This is a genomic window from Bacillus sp. PSXD-155 (genome assembly GCF_049310765.1).
Lineage (GTDB): Bacteria > Bacillota > Bacilli > Bacillales > Bacillaceae_G > Bacillus_A > Bacillus_A cereus.
On record NZ_JBMOWC010000015.1, the window covers coordinates 105,227 to 126,237 of the forward strand.

Consider the following 21,011-nt stretch of genomic DNA (forward strand, 5'->3'; position numbering starts at 1 on the left):
GCAGTTTATTCACCGAATTTTGAAATGAGAGTTTTACTGCCCGCAAATAGCAGAATAAATTGTATGTAGAAGCTGAAATTGATAGAAGTAAAAAATAAGAAGAATTTGAAAGGAGCTATCCAAAATAATAATTTGGAATAGCTCCTATTTAGTAGGAAGAACAAATTGTATTTGATAGATTGTAATGTGGAATGCCCTTCCAAGCCCCTCATAAGCCCCTACCAAGTAATAAATCACTAAGAAAAAACAAAAACAAAAACAACTACAAGAACAAAACAAGCGCGAAAAAATGAAACCGGCGTTGTAGTAGTAAAAAAATTGTAATTCGAATGCCAAAACCATTCCCGCAGTCCTATCTTTATAATGAAGGATTAAAATTTTCCTATTTACTAGCAAAGAGTGGAGGGAAACATATGGCAGTATACCGTAATGTGCAGGTGAACTTTTGGCAAGATGAATTCATATTAGACTTAACGCCAGAGGAGCGTTATTTTTACATATATTTGTTAACTGGTACGAAAACGAAGCAATGTGGAATTTACGTATTACCGAAGCGTGTGGCAGAGCTTGAAACAGGCTACAGTATGGAGACTGTTGAGAAGTTGCTAAACAGGTTTGTTGAGTATGGAAAGATTTTATATGATACGGAAACGAAAGAGGTATTCATAATAAACTGGTTACACTATAACCCTATTTCAAATATGAATGTAGAGAAGTGCGTATTACGTGAGTTAAAGACTATAAAAAGTAATGAGTTCATACATATATTTTTACGTAAATGTCTTGAAGAAGAATACAAGATTCCATTATTATTGCAGCATTTTGGTATGCCAAAAGAAGCGGATAATAGTAGTTCACAAGTAGTTATTGAAGAAAAAGAAGAAGCGGAAGAGGTGGAAACCATAGAAGAGGACGTTCCAAATAGTGAAGTTTATAAGTTTTATGAACAAAATATTAGTAGTTTATCCCCATATATTGTGAAGGAATTGAAGAATTGGATACAAAGGCTTTCTGGAGAGAAAGTCTTAGAGGCACTTAAAATTGCGTTTGAAAATAATAAGAAAACGTTAGCTTATGTGAAGGGGATTTTGAGGAATTGGTGTAGCAAAAAGTTAAAGGATTTTAGTGGGGAGAAGTGTGTAATGGGAAGTTTAGAGAGAAGGAAATGTATGTTGAGTAGTGTATTTTAATTTACATTAATTTAATGTAGAATGTACGTTCGTTTTTGTGGGTTTTATGCTATACTACCATTAAATAAGGGTATTTTTATAATAGATAAAAAGATGCGGGGGGTACAAAGTTTGACTACTAGTACATCTGAGTTGTTTCAATATATTAATATGACAGAAGAACAGGAACAATTATCACTACGATATTTACAGACAAAAGAAGAAGAGATTTTAAAAGATATTGAACTAACGACGATTCGTGATCAAAAAAGAAGCGATTTTGCGGAGCGATTTATAAACGATTTTAGGAAAGTACATAAACAAGATCCGGGTTTCTTTCGGTTATTTTATCATATACTCGAGGAGCAATTATTAAATGTTCTTGTAGTCCGTTTTGCGCATGTCAGTTTTTCTAAAATGAAGGTTTATTTAGAAAAAAGTGCACTACCTTTGGACAAACTTGTAGCAATTGCATGTAGGTATTTATCTAGTATTTCAAGTTACGTCAATGAAGCAGATGTTTTTCTTAGAGAGTTAACAAAAGAGAAACCGAACTATATAGAGGAACAATTACATACTTTACCAACTAAACAGCAATTAACATTACTTCTCGTAATGTTTGATGTAGAGTATGAAAAGTTTCGTACATATAGTTTTTTATTGAATGAGAGGTTAGAAGAACATACAGAATTTATATTGAAACTGCTAGGGGAAAAGGAAAAGGTTGAAGCAGTTAAACGGTATTTAAAAGGTGAAGATGATAGTGAAGTATTTATAGGTGGGAATTTACCGGAACATATTTGGCGGCTATTATTTTGTGTTCATAAACATTCGAATGTTGCGAGGCGATATATTGAGATATTGGCGAAGAAAAATGTTTGGGGTTTTATAAACTATGCAACACGTTATATGTGTCACACTCTTGGTCAGTCTCAAAACTACAAAAAAACTGGTAGTGTAAATAGAGAAACATATGAAGAAATTCAAAGTTTTTGTACACAGTTTTGGATTTCTAAGGAAAGATTTTTTGCGCATCGTCTAAGGCAACATGATTTGAATAGTGAGGATTTTTGTAAGACGTATGAATATGAATTGCTATACTTTATGTTGGAGGGAAATCCTGAATTTATTCAACAAACTTTGCAATATGTAAGTAAAATGAATTATCTCATCATCGCACGAACGCTAGCCGAAAAAGGATATGAGCTAAATAGAGGGAAAATGCGAGAAGAATTTTTTGTTGCTGCTTTGCAAATTAAATTGTCTACATTGCGGGATACATATTGTGATTATTTACTAGGGAAGTTGTCAGTTGAGGATATAAAGCAAATACTTAAAAATCCGAAATATAGAAGTATGTATTGGGGTATGCCGGTGTTAGAGGTTGCGCTTCTTTGGGATATAGATGATGTAGCGAAAAGGGAAGCTGTACTTACACTACAGTTTGGAGATGATGATAGTGTTAATTTATACGAACTTCTTTACGAATGTTCTGTCAGAGGAGTAGAGCCGAAACAAGTATTAGAAGATCTGCTTTCGTATGGGTTAAGTAAGGAAAAACTTATCGCTTATGCAGTTGAAGAAGCTGCATGCTACAGTGAAGAGAGAAATAAGGCGAAGGAAGCGCTTGTTTGTGTAATTGTAAAAGAACAAGCATATATAATTGAACGGTTTGATGAGTATTCTGCTATGGCAAAAGCATATATTTTAGAAGAGTTAGCAAAGGATAACATGGTTAAAATGCGTCCGATTTTGATTAAAGGCTTAGGAGATTCATCTAAAAAAATGCGTGAGTCTGTAGTTAAACTGCTTTCAAAAGATGTAGAAGCTGCAGCAGATGTAGCAGTTGAACTTCATAATAAAAAGAAGATTGTTCGTGAAAATGTGATGAAAATACTAATAGAGTATAAGCTTGAAAAATATACGAAACTTGTACAGGAAGCTTTGCAAGAAAGTAAAAATGAATCTTTCGCAGGAAAATTCTCGTTTTTATTTCAAACGGAGGAAGAAAAGATCGAAGAACTATGTGCACGTATTTTAACGGAACAAACAAGAAATTCACTTCTGCAATTGATTGGGGATGAGCCACAAATCCGTTTACGTGACTCTAATGAAATTGCTGATGCTGCAATTCCGTTAGCCTATTTACAACAGTATATCTCAGATGCTGTTATTGAGAAGAAAGAAACGGCAGAAGTAATTGGTAGAGCTTTAAATGAAGAGGACTTAAAAGAATATGTGCAAACGATATATCAAATATGGATTTCTCAAGACGCAGATGTGAAGAAGCGTGGAATTCTTTCGTTATACGGAATGTATAGTGACGACAAAATGGTCGACATACTTATAAAGCAAATTGATGAATGGGTGCTTCAAATGAGAGGAAAGATAGCAGCGGATGCCGTTCGTGCTTTAGCTTTGTCTTCATCTAAGCTTGCACTTATGTCTATTCATGCAATAGCATTTAAATATAAACATAAGCAAGTACGTAATGCAGCAAAAGAAGCGCTAAGTCTTGCTGCGAAAACACGTGGTATAACAGAGGAAGAGCTGGAAGATCAATTGGTGCCGGACCTTGGCTTTACTATACATGGTGAAAAGATAATTGATTTCGGGAATCGAAGTTTTACTACCATTTTAACTACAGAGTCAAAAATTGAATTAGAGACAGAGGAAGGAAAACGTATGAAGTCACTTCCAAAGCCGAATGCAAAAGATGATGTAGAAAAGGCTGAAGAGGCTAAAAAAGAATTAGCCTCTTTAAAGAAGGAGCTCCGAACTACTCTTTCAATGCAAAAACAACGATTAGAAGCGGCACTTTCGTTAAAGCGTTATTGGTCACATAATGCATGGAAGTCTGTATTTATGGATAATCCAATTATGAAGCAATTTTCTATTTCACTCATTTGGGGTGAGTATAAGGAAGGGAAGTTGCTGAACGCATTCCGTTATGCAGAAGGTGGCGTGTTCTGTACAATTGACGGGAAGAGTTATGAACTTTCATTTGGCACTGTTATTGGTTTCGTTCATCCGTTAGAATTGTCTGGGGCGGAGAAGGAATTATGGAAAGAGCAATTAGAAAGTGCGGGAATTGTTCAGCCGTTCCTACAAATTGAGCGTCCAGTGTTTGTAGTAGAAGAGAATGATGAGAGTGCTATTGAGAGATTTGGTGGTATTTTACTAAATGGTCGTTTGTTATTCGGTAAGATGACGAAGCTTGGATGGATCCGTGGATCTGTTCAAGATGGCGGTGTGTATTATACGTTTTATAAAGAAGATACTCGTACTGGATTAGGGGCAGAGCTTTCATTTAGCGGAGCGCCGATTGGTTATGAAGATGAAGAAGATGTATGTGTATTTGACATTCAATTTTATAAAGCAGGTACAGTGAATCATGGTTCATATGAATACGATGAAATTGATGATGAAAGACGCATTGTACCAAAAGAAGTAGATAAACGCTTCTTTAGTGAAATGTTATATGATGTGCAAGTAGCGACAGGTGCAAATCTTGGGCATAATGAAAGTTGGCGTAGCAAACGATAAGAAAGACCCCCTTCATTGGTAGGAAAATGAAGGGGGTTTTTCAATGTTTTTAAAAGGTTCTTTCTCAAAAAGAAGCGAATAGTGTGAGAAAGGGGTGGTTATATGGAGGTAGTTATAAAGAAGAAACGAAAAAGGGGAAGAAGAATTTTTATTTGGGCTAGTAGTATCGTTCTCTTGTTAGTTATTTCCGCTGCGATTTTTTTGAATATATATACGCTGAAATCTATGCCAAAGATAGATGGAACGATAAAGCTAGAGGATTTACAACACGCTGTTACGGTGAAGCGGGATAGTAAAGGTGTCCCGCATATTAAATCGGAAAATGCACATGATTTATATTTTTCGCAAGGATATGTACAAGCGCAAGATCGGTTGTTCCAAATGGATTTAAGTAGAAGACAAGCTTCTGGTATGTTAAGTGAAGTTGTTGGGGAAGCAGCTGTTGACCGAGATAAATTGTTTCGAACACTCGGTTTACGGCGAGCGGCAGAAGCTTCAGTTAGTCAATATGATGGAGAAGCAAAATATGCCCTGCAGTCATTTGCTGATGGGGTGAACGCTTTTATACGTGAGGCAAAAGTGGAAAAGAAATTGCCGGTTGAGTTTACTATATTAGGTTATGAGCCTTCTGAATGGTCAATCGTGGATTCTTTAACAATTGGAAAGTATATGGCGTTTGACTTAGGAGGACATTGGCATGGACAGGCGTTTCGATATTGGGCGCTGAAAAACCTTTCGAAAGAGCAAGCAAATGAGCTATTTCCTAAATATCCGAAAGATGCTCCTAGATTGCTAGCTGAACTGAAAAATACAAATGTGGACGTAGCGCAAAGTTTTTCAAAAACGATAATTCCCCCGGAGTTTAACGGTAGTAATAACTGGGTTGTGAGCGGTGAGAAGAGTGCGTCAGGTAAGCCGATTTTAGCAGATGACCCTCATTTATCTCTTGCGACACCTTCTATATGGTATCAAACGAGACTTGAAATGAAAGATTTAAATGTGAGTGGCGTTATTTTCGCTGGAGTACCAGGTGTTATATTAGGACACAATGATAAAATAGCGTGGGGCGTTACGAATACGGGGCCTGATGTGCAAGATTTATATATTGAGAAGAGAAATCCTAATAATGAAATTGAATTTCTGTATAACGATAAATGGGAGAAAGCTACAGTTGTTGATGAATCCATTAAAGTAAAAGGCGGGAAGACAATTCCTTATAACGTTACGATTACGAGGCATGGGCCAGTAATTTCAGAGTTTGCGGATAAGGGGAAGGAGAAAACGAAAACCGTATTCTCTTTAAAGTGGACTGCTTTAGAACCGTCAGCTGAGTTAAAAGCTGTATTAAATATGAACAAAGCAAAAGACTGGACGGAGTTTGAAACCGCTCTTCAAGATTTCCATACACCAACGCAAAACTTTGTGTTTGCATCAAACGATGGCACGATTGCTTATAAAGCGAATGGAAATATACCAGTGCGTAAAAAAGGCGATGGTAGCTTGCCTGTTCCAGGATGGACAGATGAATATGAATGGGAAGGATATATTCCATTTGATCAGCTGCCGAAAGTTATAAATCCGAAAGAAGGTTTTATTTCAACTGCGAATAATAAAATTGTTGATGATGATTATCCGTACCATATTAGCAATACGTGGGCACAGCCATATAGGCAAATGCGTATTCAAGAATTTTTGCAAGAGAAGGAAAAGTATACGGTGAAAGATTTAGAAGAGTTACAGATGGATCAAAAGAATTTATACGGGAAAGAGTTTACTCCTATATTTTTAAAAGAGTTAAATAAAGCATCTTTAAATGAGGTAGAGAAAGAAGGTGTAAACCAATTAACAAAGTGGAATTTTTACGATAGTAAAGATGAAGCGGCACCATTAATATTCCATTTATTAATGAAAGAGATTTCAAATACGTTATTTTCAAAAGAAATACCTAAAGATGTAATGGAGTTATTTAAAGGGAAGTCACAAGTTGTGGATGAATTAATCCGGAAACAAGTAGCAGGAGAAAATAGTGCATGGTTTTCTAAGTACGGAGGTTTCACAAAAGTTGTGCATACATCGTACGAGAATGTAATGAAGAAATTGCAGAAGGAATATGGACCCGATGTTGGAGCCTGGAAGTGGGGCGATTATCATCAACTCGCTTTTACACATCCAATTTCGAAATCATCTAGTATGTTAGCGTTACTCGCTTTTAATCGTGAGAAACCAGTTCCAATTGGCGGAAGTCAAGTTACCGTTCAAGCAGCGAGTTACGGCGATAACGGCATTGTAAATCACGGGGCTTCTTGGCGATTTGTTATTGATACGAAAGATATGTCAAACGGTTATCATATCGTAGGGCCAGGACAATCGGGACATTTTAGAAGCGATTGGTATCATGATCAAATAGATGATTGGGTAAGTGGAACGTATCATACGACTACATTGAATACGGAGGGAATAGAGGGGAAGGTGCTAAATTTAGAACCGAAGTGATAGGGTGTTTTTGTTTGTGGAGGGACTAGTAATAATCTTTTTGATAATGAAAGCTTATCATTTAGAACATAACCCAGTTCTTAAATAATTTTAACAGCCAGCCTACTATCATTTAATTTGATAGTAGGCTGTTTCCATCTTCGAAATACGCTGTAGCAACTTCTTCAGGATTACGATTATTTCCACATGCTGCAAGTGCTGTAACAAATAAAGCCATTACAACTATTAACATGATTATTCCAGTTTTGAGGGGAATTAGTTAACAAAGACCAGGTATTATTTGCAACAGAACGGTCCCTCTGTACCCCTTGTTTCGTCATTTTTCTACGCTATCCAACTTGACAAATGTTTTTTTATCAAACTACAATGAAAATCATTATCAATAATATAGGGAGGATACTTTTGTCAATAAATGAAAAACAATATATTTATAGGTTAATAACCAGATCTTGTTAAGTCGTATGTACTATTTTTAGTTTAGCGTTGCCCAGAATGTACACCAATTAATCTCGCGAATTACAAGAAAACTATTATTGAAATGAGGCGTGCATTGTGAAGTTGGACGTGAATGAGTTAGCAGAGTATCTTGCCAATAATCCTTTCCGAGTAGAAGGAGTATATCGTTATGCTAAAAATCCAGGTGTGCCTTGTGCTGAGTCTACAGATTCTTTCCCAGGATTTGTATTTCCACTTACAGGGAAGACGCAATTTCAATTTAATGGTATGCCGTATATCCTTTCCCCAGGAAAAGTTATACATGGGGGTGCAAAAATGACATTAGCCCATAAAATGCTTGGTGAAATAAACTGGGAATATATTCTTGTTTTATATCAGATAAGCAATTCAGAACGAGAAGACTCTGGCTTTACTCATCAGCATTTTGAATTATTAACAGGACAATCTCCTCGTCTTGTCGAATTACTTATGCGTCTTTGGGATGTGTATAATCAGCGTGGAGGCATTTCGATGCTTCAGACCGAAATGCTGTTTCGCGAAGCGTTGAATGAAGCTTTATTAAGTGTTGTCAATAGAGAAAACAACTATGAGTCGCATACTTTATTCGAACGAATATCTAGTTACGTTCGCAAATACTATTATAAAGATATTACAATACATACGCTTACAGAACAAAATAATGTTAATCGAAATCGTCTTTCTTACGTGTTTAGAAAGCATGCAGGTATGGGGCCAGCAGAATATTTATTGAACTATCGTATAAAGATGGCTCAAAAAATGTTATGTACAAGTGGTGTGCCTGTACAACAAATTGCGCAGGCTGTTGGAATCGCAGACCCTTTTTATTTTAGTAGAGTTTTCAAGAAGCGAGTTGGCATTTCGCCTACTAAATATCGCGAGAAGTTCATCAATAATCCATACTAATGTCAACAGGGGTCCATTCTTATTTGAAAATCACTGTTCTATACTTATGGAGAGTTAAAGGAAACATTGGATTGAAAGAACTTTCATTGAAATCACTCCTTTGTACTGTCTGAATGAAAAGTTCTGGCCGAAGCATTTTCTTTTTAAGCGTAATGACGACTTTTTTACTTAGATTATTGTAATATAGTGGAAGTTAAAAATGAGGAGGGATTATTATCCATTACCAACCTATTAAACTAAATGACGAGTTATCTAAAATTAACGATTATTGGTATCCACGAGTGATTGGTGAAATGAATGATGATCAAATTCAGCTTTTTAAAGCTAATGGAGATTTTATATGGCATGAGCATCCTAATACGGATAAGCTATTTATTGTGCTTGAAGGGGAGATGTTCATCGATTTCCGTGATGGACAGGTGAAAATTTCTAAGGGCGAGATGTTTATTGTCCCGAGAGGCGTTGAGCATAAACCTTTCACTGAAAAGGAATCCCACATCATGTTGGTAGAGCCTAAAAGGGAAATGGATTGATAATCGTAAAAAGATAAAAAAGGAGCGGAAATCCGTTCCTTTTTTATTTATCTTACTATTTTTAGGGGCTTAGTATGAGTAAGATGTGAATAAAGGATGAATAGCATTTTTATCAATAAAAATTTATTGGATTTTTTGTGGAATATATATGAAACGTTGTATAAAATAATCAAGAAAGCCAAAAATTATAGGGGGAAAGTTGTGAAGAAAAATAAGAGTTTAATAAGTTTTTTAGGAGTGTTTATTATGTTGTTTTCTTTTTGTTTTCAAGGAAATGTACAGGCAGATGTAAATACTGTTCAATCTGGAAAAATCAAATCAGGAAACGTAACAGTATGGGAAGTTGGAAATGTAGCGAAAGTATTAGCGGATGTGGAGCGCTTAAATTTAAATACAGTAAATGTACCGATTCAAGTAGATATCCCAAATGTGACTTCTACTAACATGGTAATTAATCAAGCGCAAAAGCAACAAGCTATAATTTTAATTCAAGAATTATTAAAGCGTAATATTCAAGTTATAGTGGAACCGTTCCCGTATATTCAACAGGGGAATGTTGGAGAGACAGAATGGAACCCAAGTAACATTAATGATTTCTTCTGGAATTGGAAGACGGTTATTCTGCAAGATATTTTTAATTCCATTACAAGTAAATACAATGTGTATGGACTAAAGATTGCTTCTAATTTCGTGAATATGGAGTATGCAGAAGGATACTGGAGCGATACAATTGATTTTGTTCGTAATCAGTATAAAGGAAATGTTTTGTATCAAATGAACTGGTGGTTAACAGCAAGTTGGGACTCTTCTTATGAAGCGAAGTTTAAAGAAAAAATCAATCGCCCGTATTTAAAAAAGGTGGATATTGTTAGCATAGATAGTTGGTTTGAAGTTTCAGGAAAAAGGAATCCAACATATGAAGAAGTGAAACAAAGTTTATTTGCGACAACAGTATATAATCGTGGGCAAAATGTTGTTCAGCAATTGGAACAATTACATAATGCAACAGGAAAGCCAGTTTACTTCGGTGGATTTAACGTTCCAGCACGTGAACTTGGATTACAAAATCCATGGAATCCAGATGTTTCAAATGTGTTTTCGAAAGATGTACAATTAAATGGATGGCGTGCTTACCGCGATGTATTAGAACCGAAACCATATTTTAAAGGTTTTTCAATTTGGTTTATTGGCTCTAATGATAGTACACATCCGTATCAAATACATAGTAAAGAAGCAGAGGCAGTTATTAACGGGTGGTACCGAAAATAAATTTTATAAAATAGGTAAGTTTTAAAGTTTACTACATATATTTCTAGTGAAAGGCCTTTCACCATCTTATCACCTAGGGGGCAATCATAATGAAATTTTTGTCTTACCTTACAGTAATTTTGGTGATTCTTGGCGGTTTGAATTGGTTATTTGTAGCGTTAGATTACAATGTAGTTGAGAAATGGTTTGGTTCTATGCCGGCGCTTGTGGACACTATTTATTGGCTCTTTGGTCTTTCTGCTATTTATCAAATCTTTGATCGGTTCTTTACGAACGACTAGCTATTATTATTCTATTATTAGAGTGTTAAGTACGATTATGTACTTAACACTTTTTTATGTATAAATAAAAAGTCTGCACTTGCAAGCGATTCCATCGCGTCTTGCGCCGTAATAATAGAAAACAAATTGACCGTATATTATATTTTAGGTTATAATTCAGAAAGTTTAAAAAATAATCAAATGAGAAATAGGGAGGTTATGAGGGTAATGGAGAGAGTCTATAATTTTTCAGCAGGACCATCAATACTCCCTTTGCCAGTTTTAGAGAAAGTGCAAAAGGAGCTTTTAAATTATAACGGGACAGGCATGTCTATTATGGAAATGAGTCATCGATCTTCTTATTTTCAAAGTATTATAGAGGAAGCAAGTAACTTACTTCGTGAATTAATGAGCATCCCTGATGAGTATGAAGTTTTATTTTTACAAGGCGGTGCGTCATTACAATTCTCTATGATACCACTGAACTTAATGAATACGTATAAAAAAGCTGGATACGTATTAACTGGCTCATGGTCTAAAAAGGCACTACAAGAAGCCGAAAAAGTTGGGGAAGTACAAGTGATTGCTTCTTCTGAAAAAGAGAATTTTACTACGATTCCTAAACTGGACGGTTTATTAAATGATGAAAAACTAGATTATGTACATATTACAACGAATAATACAATTGAGGGGACAAAATATGTGGACATTCCACATGTAGAAAGAGTGCCGCTCGTTGCGGATATGTCCTCAAATATTTTATCAGAGCGATATGATGTTTCGAAGTTTGGTCTTATATATGCGGGGGCGCAAAAGAATTTAGGACCTGCGGGCTTAACGATTGCTATTATAAAAAGAGATTTAATTGGGGGAGCAGATCGCTCTTGTCCGACAATGTTAAATTATGAAACTTACAGTAAAAATAACTCCTTATATAATACACCGCCATCCTTTAGTATTTACGTAACAAAACTTGTACTAGAGTGGTTGAAAGAGCAAGGCGGAGTATCTGCGATTGAAGAACAAAATAAAATGAAATCTTCACTTCTTTATCATTTTTTAGATGAATCTAAATTGTTTACTTCACCAGTTGACCCTGCGTATCGATCACTTATGAACATTCCATTTACAACACCGTCAGAAGAACTTAACAATGAGTTTTTACAAAAAGTGAAGGAACGCGGTTTCGTTACGCTAAAAGGACATCGCTCAGTCGGCGGTATGCGTGCAAGTATTTACAATGCGATGCCAGCACACGGCGTACAACAATTAGTAGATTATATGAAGGAATTTGAGCTTGAGAATAGATAGGGAGATGGGGATATGTTTCGTGTTCAAACGTTAAATCAAATTGCAGAAAAAGGTTTACAAGTTTTTACTGAAGAATGTTATGAAGTAGGGGATAAAATCAATCACCCAGATGGAATTTTGCTTCGTAGCTACTCTTTACATCAAGAAGAGTTTTCAAAAGACTTAAAGGCGATTGCAAGAGCTGGCGCTGGTGTAAATAATATTCCTGTCGAGCGATGTACAGAAAAAGGAATTGTAGTATTTAACACGCCGGGGGCAAATGCAAACGCCGTAAAGGAACTCATTATTGCCAGTCTTATTATGTCTTCACGTAACATTATTAATGGTGTAAGTTGGACGAAAAACTTAGAGGGTGAAGAAGTACCACAGCTTGTTGAATCAGGAAAAAAACAATTTGTTGGATCAGAAATTGCAGGGAAACGTCTAGGTGTTATCGGACTTGGCGCAATCGGTGCTTTAGTTGCGAACGATGCGTTAGCGTTAGGGATGGATGTTATCGGATATGATCCTTATATTTCAGTTGAAACAGCTTGGCGTCTTTCTACACATGTGCAAAGAGCGTTTAGCCTTGATGAAATTTTTGCAACGTGTGATTATATTACACTGCATATTCCTCTTACGAATCAAACGAAGGGGATTATTGGGGAACACGCTGTAGAGAAGATGAAAAGAGGGATGCGTCTATTTAATTTCTCTAGAGGAGAACTTGTAGATGAAAAGGTTCTTCAAAAAGCATTAGAAGAAGATATTATTACACATTACGTAACGGACTTCCCAAATGAAAATGTAATAAAGATGAAAAATGTAACAGCGACGCCTCACCTTGGTGCATCTACGTCTGAATCAGAAGAAAATTGTGCAGTAATGGCAGCACGTCAATTACGTGAATATTTAGAGACAGGAAATATTCGTAATTCAGTAAACTATCCAAACGTAGAGCTACCGTATATCGGAAAGAAACGAATTACAATTATGCATCAAAACGTTCCGAATATGGTAGGGCAAATTACAGGATGCTTAGCGGAACATCATATTAATATTGCCGATATGATTAATCGTAGTAAACATTCTTGGGCATACACAATGATTGATATCGATAACGGAATTGATGATATAATAAAAGAGAATATTGTAGAAAATATAAGCAAAATTACAGGTGTTGTAGCCGTTCGAATGATTGTGTAAAGGAGAGAGGAATGTGGCAAAAATACGACCGTTTCGGGCCATTCGTCCAGTAGAGGAAAAAGCGGCACAAGTGGCAGCTTTACCGTATGACGTATTAAATAGTGAAGAGGCGAGGGAAGTTGTAAAAGGGAATCCATATTCTTTCTTACATGTTGATAAAGCAGAAATTGATTTAGACCCGGCACTTTCACCGTATGATGATCGCGTATATGAAACAGCGGGCGAAAATTTAAATCGTTTTATACGAGAAGAAGTGTTCGTTCAAGACGAAGAGCCAGCACTATACATTTATGAACTGACAATGCAAGGAAGAACGCAGTCAGGCCTTGTCGTTTGTACATCTATTGATGAATACAAAGATGATACAATTAAAAAACATGAAAGAACACGTCATGAAAAAGAACTAGATCGTATTCGCCACGTAGATGTGTGTGACGCAAATACAGGTCCGATCTTTTTAACGTACCGTACAAAAGATGAAGTAAAGCATTTAATTAGAAGCTGGAAAGAAGAACATGCGCCAATTTATACATTTACAGCAGAAGACGGTGTTAAGCATTTTGCGTGGAAGATTGCAGATGAAGATGTAATTACGACTTTAGTAAACGCATTTGGAGATATTCCTAATCTTTATATTGCAGATGGGCATCACCGTTCTGCATCAGCTGCAAAAGTAGGACTTATGCGAAGAGAACAATATCCAAATTACACAGGAGAAGAGGAATTTAATTTCTTCTTATCCGTTCTATTCCCTCACGATGAATTATCAATTTGGGACTATAACCGAGTTGTGAAAGATTTAAATGGCTTATCAGAGGAACAGTTTTTAAATCAAATTACGCAGTACTTTTATGTAGGAGAAGCACCTGTTTCTCCGTATAAACCAAATGAGCCAAAAACATTTGGTATGTATGTAAATGAGAAGTGGTATAAGCTTACTGTGAAAGAGGAAACATTTGATGCGAATGATCTTGTTAGAGGTTTAGATGTATCTATTCTGCAAGACCATTTATTAAGCCAAGTGCTTGAAATACATGATCCGCGATCTGATTCACGTATCGATTTTGTCGGAGGAATTCGCGGATTAGAAGAACTAGAACGCCTTGTGAACAGCGGTGAATACAAAGCAGCATTCTCATTATATCCGACATCTATGGAAGATTTATTAGCAATCGCAGATGCCGGAGAAGTCATGCCGCCAAAATCAACGTGGTTTGAACCGAAACTGCGTAGCGGGTTGTTTGTACATTCTTTAAAATAAATAGACTTCTTTAGTTAGAAAAACCGAAATGATTTTTAGTTTCGGTTTTTCTTATTTTACAAGTGTTTTTGAGGAGGGGTATGGATGAAATTGCAAGTAGGCGAAAAAATCACCTTTGAACGAACTTTTACGAAAGAGGATGTTGCGTTATTTACAGAAGTATCGAAAGATGAAGGCGTTCATCATGTTACACCAGATGAGCAGGGAAGATTTGTTGTACAAGGGCTGTTAACATCAACATTGCCTACAAAAATTGGCGGTGATTATAACGTACTAGCTCGCAAAATGGATTTTGAATTTTTACGTCCTGTTTTTAGCGGCGATACGATTCGTTGTGACGTAACTATTGAACAATTTGAGCCTGATGAAAAAAATCGCACAAAAATTATTGCGACGTTTATATGTAGGAATCAACTTGAAAAGGAAGTTATGAAGGGGAGTTTTTCGGGGATTATTCTTTAATTAGTAAAAAAAGAAATGAATAGGTGGGGGCATGATGTCTCTAGGGCGTAGATTTTTAATTCCCCCATGAAGAAAATTTTATGCATTGCTGAATACTGATAATATACTCTGTTCATTTTTAACTTGAATAAACTCGTCAACAAAAAGGACATTCCTAGTATTACAAGAAATGTCCTTTCCACTAAATTATAAGGTATTTTGCTGAAATTCAAACTCTAAAATTAGTTTACTAGTTTGACCTGTAAACTGATAATTATAGGATCCTCTCAGGTTTTCTAAGTTACCGGTAGCTTTAATAATTGTTCCTGGGGAATCTAAATTTCCTTTATCAAATATTCCTTGCTCTAGAGCTGTAAATGTCCCTTGTTGCCCCTTATAAATCCCTTCAAAGTGTAAAAATCCAGAAATTTTAGCAGTAGCTAAGTGACCATCATTTATATTTGAGTCTAAATAATATAATAAGTATTCAACAAAAGCCTTTCCTTTTAATTCCCCATCAATATCATATTCGACATGAGCAATATTAATAGGGAAATCTTTTTTATTATCATCGATTGGTTTTTCATCCCACTTACTTACTGTAAATGTTACTTCCATACACGTAATCTCCCTCCAATTATATACTTTTAAAAAGTACCAATTCACAGACATATCTCATAGGAGTGTTTTTATTCATTCCACGCCACTTTCCAAAATAGAGAAAGATCCATTTTCACAATTAATTTCTGCCATTGCACCGTAAGGTAAAATAAACTTCGGTTCAGTATGGCCAAAATTTAAATTATAAAGAATCGGCAAATCTTCTAAGTTATGTTCCTTCATAACCTGTAATATTTCCTGTTTATATTCTTCATAGTATTGTTCATCTTTCGGTTTACCAAAAATGATTCCTTTTGCTTTTTGCAGAATACCTTGTGCTGCATAATTTCGTAACCAATATTTTATATAACTTGGTTCTGGATGATCTTCAGAAGTTTCAAAGAAGAGAATACTATTCTCCCAATGTTTTTTCTCAGGCCAAAGTTCCGTTCCTTTTGCAAATTCCAATACTTCAATACAACCACCAATTAAGCGCCCCTGTACAGTGGTAGAGCCTTGAAGTAGCTCATATCCATTGTTTTGCTGCATCGTACGTCTTGTATCCTTATTTATTTCAATCCATTCTAAATGCTCACTTGTCCATTCATGAGCTGGTTGAATCTCTCCAATCGTTTCATTTGAAAAGAGAGTACGATTTACCATTTCAATTGTATATGGATCCATCTCTACATTTTCGGCAAAGTCGGTCAAAATTGCTGGACCGTATAAAGAGGAAAGCCCTGCTTTATGGCAAAATAAATGTGAAATAGTAACGTCAGAGTACCCCATAAAAATTTTCGGGTTTTCGCGTATCACATTAAAATCTATATAGGGAAGTAACCGGATGCTATCTTCACCGCCAATATTCGCGATAATTGCTTTCACGCGTGTATCTTTAAATGCTGTCATTATATCTTCCGCACGATCCTCTGGATTGTTATAAAGGTATTCGCTACCTTTTAAGCTATTTGGCATTGGGATAACCGTAAGACTAAAAACTTCTTCTAATCTTTTTACTCCTTGTTCATATCGCCATCTTATTTCAGAATCACCTGCACCGCCCCATGAAGGACTTACTGTTGCTACGATATCTCCTGGCTGTAATCTCTTTGGCTTTATTAACATATGAATCCCGCTCCTATATAATTTAATGAACTACGGCTATACAAACCGTAGAGTTGAAGAACATTGTACATGACATTAGTTTCTCCGCCTTCAATAAGTTCACCTGCTGTAATTTGAGAATTTAGTATTAGTGCTGAATATAGGAATAATCTACAAATATTTTTTGCTAAAATTTATATTTGAAAATCACAGTATGCATCATTGCATGAGGAAAACGGTTGTTATTTTTACAACCTGTAACTATAATGATTACAGGTTGGTCGATACCAATCAAAAAAATAAAATCATCATGAATGGAGATGTTACATATGGGTATGAAAAAAATAATTTTAGCAGGTGCTTTAGGGATCGCAGCATTATCAGGAACAAATGTACCAGGATTAGAACTAACAAAAGCGAGTGCAGCTTCTATTGAATCGAATTTCTCGACGTTAGAAGGACGAGTAGTAGAAGTAGATAACGGTGTGATTGTTGTAAAATCTAAGCAATATGAGGAACCTGTTAGTGTGTATATTGATTCACTTTCAAACGTGAAAGTAGGAGATGAAGTAAAAGCTACTGGATCTATGATGCGTAATTTTACAGAATATATGGTTGCAACTGCAGTTGAAAATACAACAAACAAGTTAGGTATGCACATGAAAGAAGATGGCTCACCTAATTATGTAATTGGAGAAGTATCAAAAGTAGGAACGATGGAAGATGAGGGAGACGGTGCTACTAAATATGTTGTAGTTGAGTATCCATCGCTAAATGGGAAGAAAGATATTATTGATGTTTTCTTAACAAAGGGACAAGTATTTAATGTGGGTGAGAAAGTGAAAATTGATATGAAGTATGTAGGGTGGGGCGGAAGTTCTATTAACTGGAACACAGTTGACCATATTGAAAAAGTTCATGAAGCAAAGACGAACGTTGAAAATAATGATGATGTATGGATTTGGTCTTAATAAGGCGAGTATAAGTCGTTATTTGCAATTTTCTCCAAACAATACATGTAAAAACTAAATGTATCATGCAGTACCCATCTAATTATCATTGCGTATGACAATTAGATGGGTACTTTTTTATTTGAAATTTGTGCAAGTCAATGTTCAGCATTTCTTTTTAAGAGTAAATTACGGGTGAAATCAAAACTTTATTTGCAGTACATAATAAATAATGTTGATTTTTTATCTTATATTAAAATAAAAACAAACCACTGTTCGATTTGAATATTCCACGATATAATAGTGAGAGTTTATGACAGAATAAATATTTACATAAGAAGTGAGGTACTGTATGAAGAAAAGAACGACAGACATTATTTTTATTATTATCGGTGCATTTCTTTTTGCGTTAGGTGTCAATTTGTTTGTTATCCCGAATGAGTTTGGTGAGGGCGGGGTAACAGGTATCACGATTATTACGTACTATTTATTTGAATGGTCACCGGGTTTAGTTAACTTAATTTTAAATGCGATTTTGTTAATAGCCGGTTATAAATTTTTAAATAAGATTACAACAATTTATACAATCATTGCTGTAGTTACAAACTCACTATTTCTTCATTTGACAGAAGGCTGGACGATTGCTTCGGATGAAATGCTCGTAAATGCCATTTTCGGAGGAATATTTATTGGATGCGGGATTGGTCTTATTATTCGCGTTGGCGGAACAACTGCAGGTACTACCATCTTAGCAAGGATGACACATAAATATTTAGGATGGAGCATTAGCTACGGTCTACTGTTCTTCGATTTAATTGTTGCGTTTTCATCGTATTTCATCATTGGTGCAGAAAAACTGATGATAACAATTATTATGTTATATGTAGCAACGAAAGTGATGGAGTTTGTAATTGAAGGTTTAAATCCGAAGAAAGCCATTACGATTATTTCTGATAATCCCAATGAAATTGCCGGGAAGGTAACTACCTTAATGGGCAGAGGGGTTACTGTGTATTCAGGTCATGGCTATTACACGAAAACTCCGAAGGAAATTCTTTATGTTGTTATTAATAAGCAAGAAGTAGTGAAGCTAAAACGGATTGTTCAAACTACAGATCCGGCGGCGTTCATCGCTATACACGATGTTCGTGATGTGTTCGGAGAAGGATTTGTTGATATTTCGAAGGCTTAGAAATTATTTTTGATTAAAATAATCTTAATACTAAAACGTAAGAATCTATTTTGAATAATCTTTTTTCAAAATAGATTCTTTTTCTTTTTCTTGCAAAAAATCTAATTGTTTCTTAATGTAGTGATGTAGAAGGATGAACGAGAGAGGGTTTAATGAAGATGATACATATTTTATTAGCTGATGACGATAAACATATTAGAGAGTTGTTGCATTATCATTTACAAAAAGAGGGATTTAAAGTTTTTGAGGCGGAAGATGGAAAGGTAGCGCAAGACGTATTAGAGAAGGAAAATATTCATCTTGCGATCGTAGACATTATGATGCCATTTGTTGATGGCTATACGTTATGTGAAGAAATACGGAAGTATCATGATATTCCTGTTATTTTATTAACTGCGAAAGACCAGTTAGTGGATAAAGAAAAAGGCTTCATTTCTGGTACAGACGATTATATTGTGAAACCATTTGAACCAGCTGAAGTGATTTTCCGTATGAAAGCTTTATTACGTCGTTATCAAATGCTGAGTGCAGATATTATTACGTTGCACGGAACGACAATTGATCGAAAAGGTGTGGAAGTAAAGTGTAACGGTCAAACAATTTTGCTTCCTTTAAAGGAATTTGAGCTATTATCACAACTTGCTAGTTATCCTGGAAGAACATTTTCAAGAGAAGAGCTAATTGAATTAGTATGGGGAATGGATTTTGAAGGGGACGAACGAACGGTTGACGTTCATGTGAAGCGGCTGAGAGATCGTTTCTCAAAACGAACGGATGATTTTCAAATTACGACAGTGCGCGGACTCGGGTATAAGTTGGAGTTGAAATAAGATGAAATCACTATATTCTAGATTTGTATTTATGACGGTCGGCATTATGCTACTTAGTAGTATTATCGGCTTTTTATTAACGAACGTATATTATCAAGTGAAGTTAAAACCGTATAACAGTGAAAAGATTTTAAAGTATGCTGAAGAAGTTAAATCGTTATATGAAAAGCAAAGTGAAGAAAATCAAGAGGCGTACTTACATTCTATCGCAAAGTTAGGGTATGAAATTTATATTGTCGATGATCAAAAGAATGGAAAGCGTATCGGCAATGCGTTTCGTAAGACGTCTATTAGCGATGCTACTGTTCATAAAGTATTGCAAGGAGAAACGTTTAATGGTGTTTCCACCTATCCAACTCGTCTCTTTATTACAGGGTTTTTCGATAATGAATTAATAAACAGTGTCGGTGTACCAGTGCAACACGGTGATAAACAGTACGCATTATTTATTCGTCCTGACATTCAGAACCAATTTGGTGAGATGAGAATTTTCTTAGCGGTATTACTTGGGTTTATCGTATTATTAAGTATTATTTTTATAGCGATTGCAGCAGGTTATATCGTTCGCCCAATCCGTAAATTTACGAAGGCTACGCAAAAAATTGCGAGTGGGGAATATAAAATTGAATTAGACGTAAAACGAAAAGATGAAATAGGAACGTTATCTACGAGCTTCCAAAAGATGACGAAAAGTATTAAAGAACTAGATGAAATGAGACAAGAATTCGTTTCGAACGTTTCACATGAATTTCAGTCGCCGCTTTCTTCTATACAAGGTTTTTCGAAGACGTTGCAAACAGAAAAGATGAGTGAGGAAGAAAGAAATCATTACTTACAAATTATTGAGGGCGAAAGTAAGCGAATGTCTAGTTTATGTAAACAGTTACTTACGCTCGCTTCATTAGATAAGGAGGAAAAGGTTTTACAAATAAAAGACTTTTCCTTACAAAAACAAATTAAAGACGTCATTTTTATGCTTGAATGGAAATGGCGGGAAAAAGATATCGCCGTTGAATTTGATGTGCCGGACATTACAATTCAAGGTGATGAAAACTTACTTCATCAAGTATGGAGTAACATTTTCACGAATAGCATTAAGTTTTCAAACGATGGTGGAACGATTGAGTTTTTCGTGGAAGAGTTAGAGTCTAGCGTTATAATTTCTATATCAGACAACGGAATCGGTATGGAAAAAGAAGAAATGGATCGTATTTTTGACCGTTTTTACAAAGTAGATACAGCAAGGGCAAGAAACGTAGAAGGTAGCGGTTTAGGATTATCAATCGTGCAGAAGATTGTTGAACTGCATAAAGGGACCGTTTCGGTATATAGCACGAAAGGGGAAGGGACGACTGTTCGGGTGGAGCTTCCTAAATAGATAGAAGAGGCTGTTTGGGAACAGCCTCTTCTTTTTTTGTCGCTAGTATACGTGTAAAATGAAAAAATATGAGTCATTTTAATTGCATAATCGGATGAGTTTATGGAGT

The 21,011-nt window shown here is 35.6% G+C and carries 17 protein-coding genes; 15 read left to right on the forward strand and 2 right to left on the reverse strand.

Annotated features, from left to right (window positions below):
• The first annotated feature begins 413 nt into the window (after positions 1 to 413).
• The 11 genes from ACO6VI_RS17960 (at position 414) to ACO6VI_RS18010 (ending at position 14,869) form a co-directional block, all read left to right on the forward strand.
• On the forward strand, positions 414 to 1,190 hold the full coding sequence (locus ACO6VI_RS17960) for a DnaD domain-containing protein (RefSeq protein WP_063547954.1): 777 nt from the start codon (positions 414 to 416) through the stop codon (positions 1,188 to 1,190).
• A gap of 111 nt (positions 1,191 to 1,301) precedes the next feature.
• Positions 1,302 to 4,715 (forward strand): DUF4132 domain-containing protein, encoded by a 3,414-nt coding sequence (locus ACO6VI_RS17965; protein WP_422423757.1) that lies wholly within the window; start codon positions 1,302 to 1,304, stop codon positions 4,713 to 4,715.
• A 102-nt stretch (positions 4,716 to 4,817) separates the two neighbouring features.
• Positions 4,818 to 7,208 (forward strand): penicillin acylase family protein, encoded by a 2,391-nt coding sequence (locus ACO6VI_RS17970; protein WP_161519902.1) that lies wholly within the window; start codon positions 4,818 to 4,820, stop codon positions 7,206 to 7,208.
• A gap of 552 nt (positions 7,209 to 7,760) precedes the next feature.
• On the forward strand, positions 7,761 to 8,588 hold the full coding sequence (locus ACO6VI_RS17975; protein ID WP_422423759.1) for a helix-turn-helix transcriptional regulator: 828 nt from the start codon (positions 7,761 to 7,763) through the stop codon (positions 8,586 to 8,588).
• Positions 8,589 to 8,881: 293 nt separating this feature from the next.
• The gene (locus ACO6VI_RS17980) at positions 8,882 to 9,121 is read left to right on the forward strand and encodes a cupin domain-containing protein (protein ID WP_000997182.1); all 240 of its coding nucleotides are present in this window, start codon (positions 8,882 to 8,884) and stop codon (positions 9,119 to 9,121) included.
• Between the two features lie 201 nt (positions 9,122 to 9,322).
• On the forward strand, positions 9,323 to 10,390 hold the full coding sequence (locus tag ACO6VI_RS17985) for a glycoside hydrolase family 113 (RefSeq protein ID WP_063547946.1): 1,068 nt from the start codon (positions 9,323 to 9,325) through the stop codon (positions 10,388 to 10,390).
• A gap of 89 nt (positions 10,391 to 10,479) precedes the next feature.
• The gene (locus ACO6VI_RS17990; RefSeq protein WP_000670801.1) at positions 10,480 to 10,671 is read left to right on the forward strand and encodes a DUF378 domain-containing protein; all 192 of its coding nucleotides are present in this window, start codon (positions 10,480 to 10,482) and stop codon (positions 10,669 to 10,671) included.
• Between the two features lie 207 nt (positions 10,672 to 10,878).
• The gene (gene serC / locus ACO6VI_RS17995; RefSeq protein ID WP_098032933.1) at positions 10,879 to 11,961 is read left to right on the forward strand and encodes a 3-phosphoserine/phosphohydroxythreonine transaminase; all 1,083 of its coding nucleotides are present in this window, start codon (positions 10,879 to 10,881) and stop codon (positions 11,959 to 11,961) included.
• A 12-nt stretch (positions 11,962 to 11,973) separates the two neighbouring features.
• Positions 11,974 to 13,146: a 3-phosphoglycerate dehydrogenase family protein gene (locus ACO6VI_RS18000; RefSeq protein ID WP_098032934.1), complete on the forward strand. Its 1,173-nt coding sequence runs from the start codon at positions 11,974 to 11,976 to the stop codon at positions 13,144 to 13,146.
• Positions 13,147 to 13,159: 13 nt separating this feature from the next.
• Positions 13,160 to 14,407, forward strand: a complete 1,248-nt coding sequence (locus ACO6VI_RS18005; protein WP_098032935.1) for a DUF1015 domain-containing protein — start codon at positions 13,160 to 13,162, stop codon at positions 14,405 to 14,407.
• A gap of 84 nt (positions 14,408 to 14,491) precedes the next feature.
• Positions 14,492 to 14,869 (forward strand): MaoC family dehydratase, encoded by a 378-nt coding sequence (locus tag ACO6VI_RS18010; protein ID WP_000776360.1) that lies wholly within the window; start codon positions 14,492 to 14,494, stop codon positions 14,867 to 14,869.
• Positions 14,870 to 15,055: 186 nt separating this feature from the next.
• Here the strand turns inward: ACO6VI_RS18010 and ACO6VI_RS18015 are convergent, their stop codons facing one another.
• Positions 15,056 to 15,466 carry a DUF3224 domain-containing protein gene (locus ACO6VI_RS18015; protein WP_000454093.1) on the reverse strand — a complete coding sequence of 137 codons (411 nt, stop codon included), beginning with the start codon at positions 15,464 to 15,466 and terminating at the stop codon, positions 15,056 to 15,058.
• Positions 15,467 to 15,541: 75 nt separating this feature from the next.
• Positions 15,542 to 16,573 (reverse strand): S66 family peptidase, encoded by a 1,032-nt coding sequence (locus tag ACO6VI_RS18020; RefSeq protein WP_023522478.1) that lies wholly within the window; start codon positions 16,571 to 16,573, stop codon positions 15,542 to 15,544.
• 308 nt (positions 16,574 to 16,881) lie between these two features.
• Here ACO6VI_RS18020 and ACO6VI_RS18025 point away from each other — a divergent pair, with 308 nt between their 5' ends.
• From ACO6VI_RS18025 to ACO6VI_RS18040, 4 genes are all read left to right on the forward strand, one after another.
• Positions 16,882 to 17,523: a F0F1 ATP synthase subunit alpha gene (locus tag ACO6VI_RS18025; protein ID WP_000525486.1), complete on the forward strand. Its 642-nt coding sequence runs from the start codon at positions 16,882 to 16,884 to the stop codon at positions 17,521 to 17,523.
• A gap of 331 nt (positions 17,524 to 17,854) precedes the next feature.
• Positions 17,855 to 18,694, forward strand: a complete 840-nt coding sequence (locus ACO6VI_RS18030) for a YitT family protein (RefSeq protein WP_000747488.1) — start codon at positions 17,855 to 17,857, stop codon at positions 18,692 to 18,694.
• A gap of 152 nt (positions 18,695 to 18,846) precedes the next feature.
• Entirely contained in the window at positions 18,847 to 19,524 is a 678-nt protein-coding gene (locus tag ACO6VI_RS18035) for a response regulator transcription factor (RefSeq protein WP_000781961.1), read from the forward strand.
• Position 19,525: 1 nt separating this feature from the next.
• Entirely contained in the window at positions 19,526 to 20,902 is a 1,377-nt protein-coding gene (locus ACO6VI_RS18040) for a sensor histidine kinase (RefSeq protein WP_098032936.1), read from the forward strand.
• Positions 20,903 to 21,011 lie beyond the last annotated feature (109 nt).

Coding starts and splice junctions, on each gene's coding strand:
- ACO6VI_RS17960 (WP_063547954.1), top strand. CDS start 414: ATGGCAGTATACCGTAATGTGCAGGTGAACTTTTGGCAAGATGAATTC.
- ACO6VI_RS17970 (WP_161519902.1), top strand. CDS start 4,818: ATGGAGGTAGTTATAAAGAAGAAACGAAAAAGGGGAAGAAGAATTTTT.
- ACO6VI_RS17980 (WP_000997182.1), top strand. CDS start 8,882: ATGAATGATGATCAAATTCAGCTTTTTAAAGCTAATGGAGATTTTATA.
- ACO6VI_RS17990 (WP_000670801.1), top strand. CDS start 10,480: ATGAAATTTTTGTCTTACCTTACAGTAATTTTGGTGATTCTTGGCGGT.
- serC (WP_098032933.1), top strand. CDS start 10,879: ATGGAGAGAGTCTATAATTTTTCAGCAGGACCATCAATACTCCCTTTG.
- ACO6VI_RS18000 (WP_098032934.1), top strand. CDS start 11,974: ATGTTTCGTGTTCAAACGTTAAATCAAATTGCAGAAAAAGGTTTACAA.
- ACO6VI_RS18010 (WP_000776360.1), top strand. CDS start 14,492: ATGAAATTGCAAGTAGGCGAAAAAATCACCTTTGAACGAACTTTTACG.
- ACO6VI_RS18015 (WP_000454093.1), bottom strand. CDS start 15,466: ATGGAAGTAACATTTACAGTAAGTAAGTGGGATGAAAAACCAATCGAT.
- ACO6VI_RS18020 (WP_023522478.1), bottom strand. CDS start 16,573: ATGTTAATAAAGCCAAAGAGATTACAGCCAGGAGATATCGTAGCAACA.
- ACO6VI_RS18025 (WP_000525486.1), top strand. CDS start 16,882: ATGGGTATGAAAAAAATAATTTTAGCAGGTGCTTTAGGGATCGCAGCA.
- ACO6VI_RS18030 (WP_000747488.1), top strand. CDS start 17,855: ATGAAGAAAAGAACGACAGACATTATTTTTATTATTATCGGTGCATTT.
- ACO6VI_RS18035 (WP_000781961.1), top strand. CDS start 18,847: ATGAAGATGATACATATTTTATTAGCTGATGACGATAAACATATTAGA.
- ACO6VI_RS18040 (WP_098032936.1), top strand. CDS start 19,526: ATGAAATCACTATATTCTAGATTTGTATTTATGACGGTCGGCATTATG.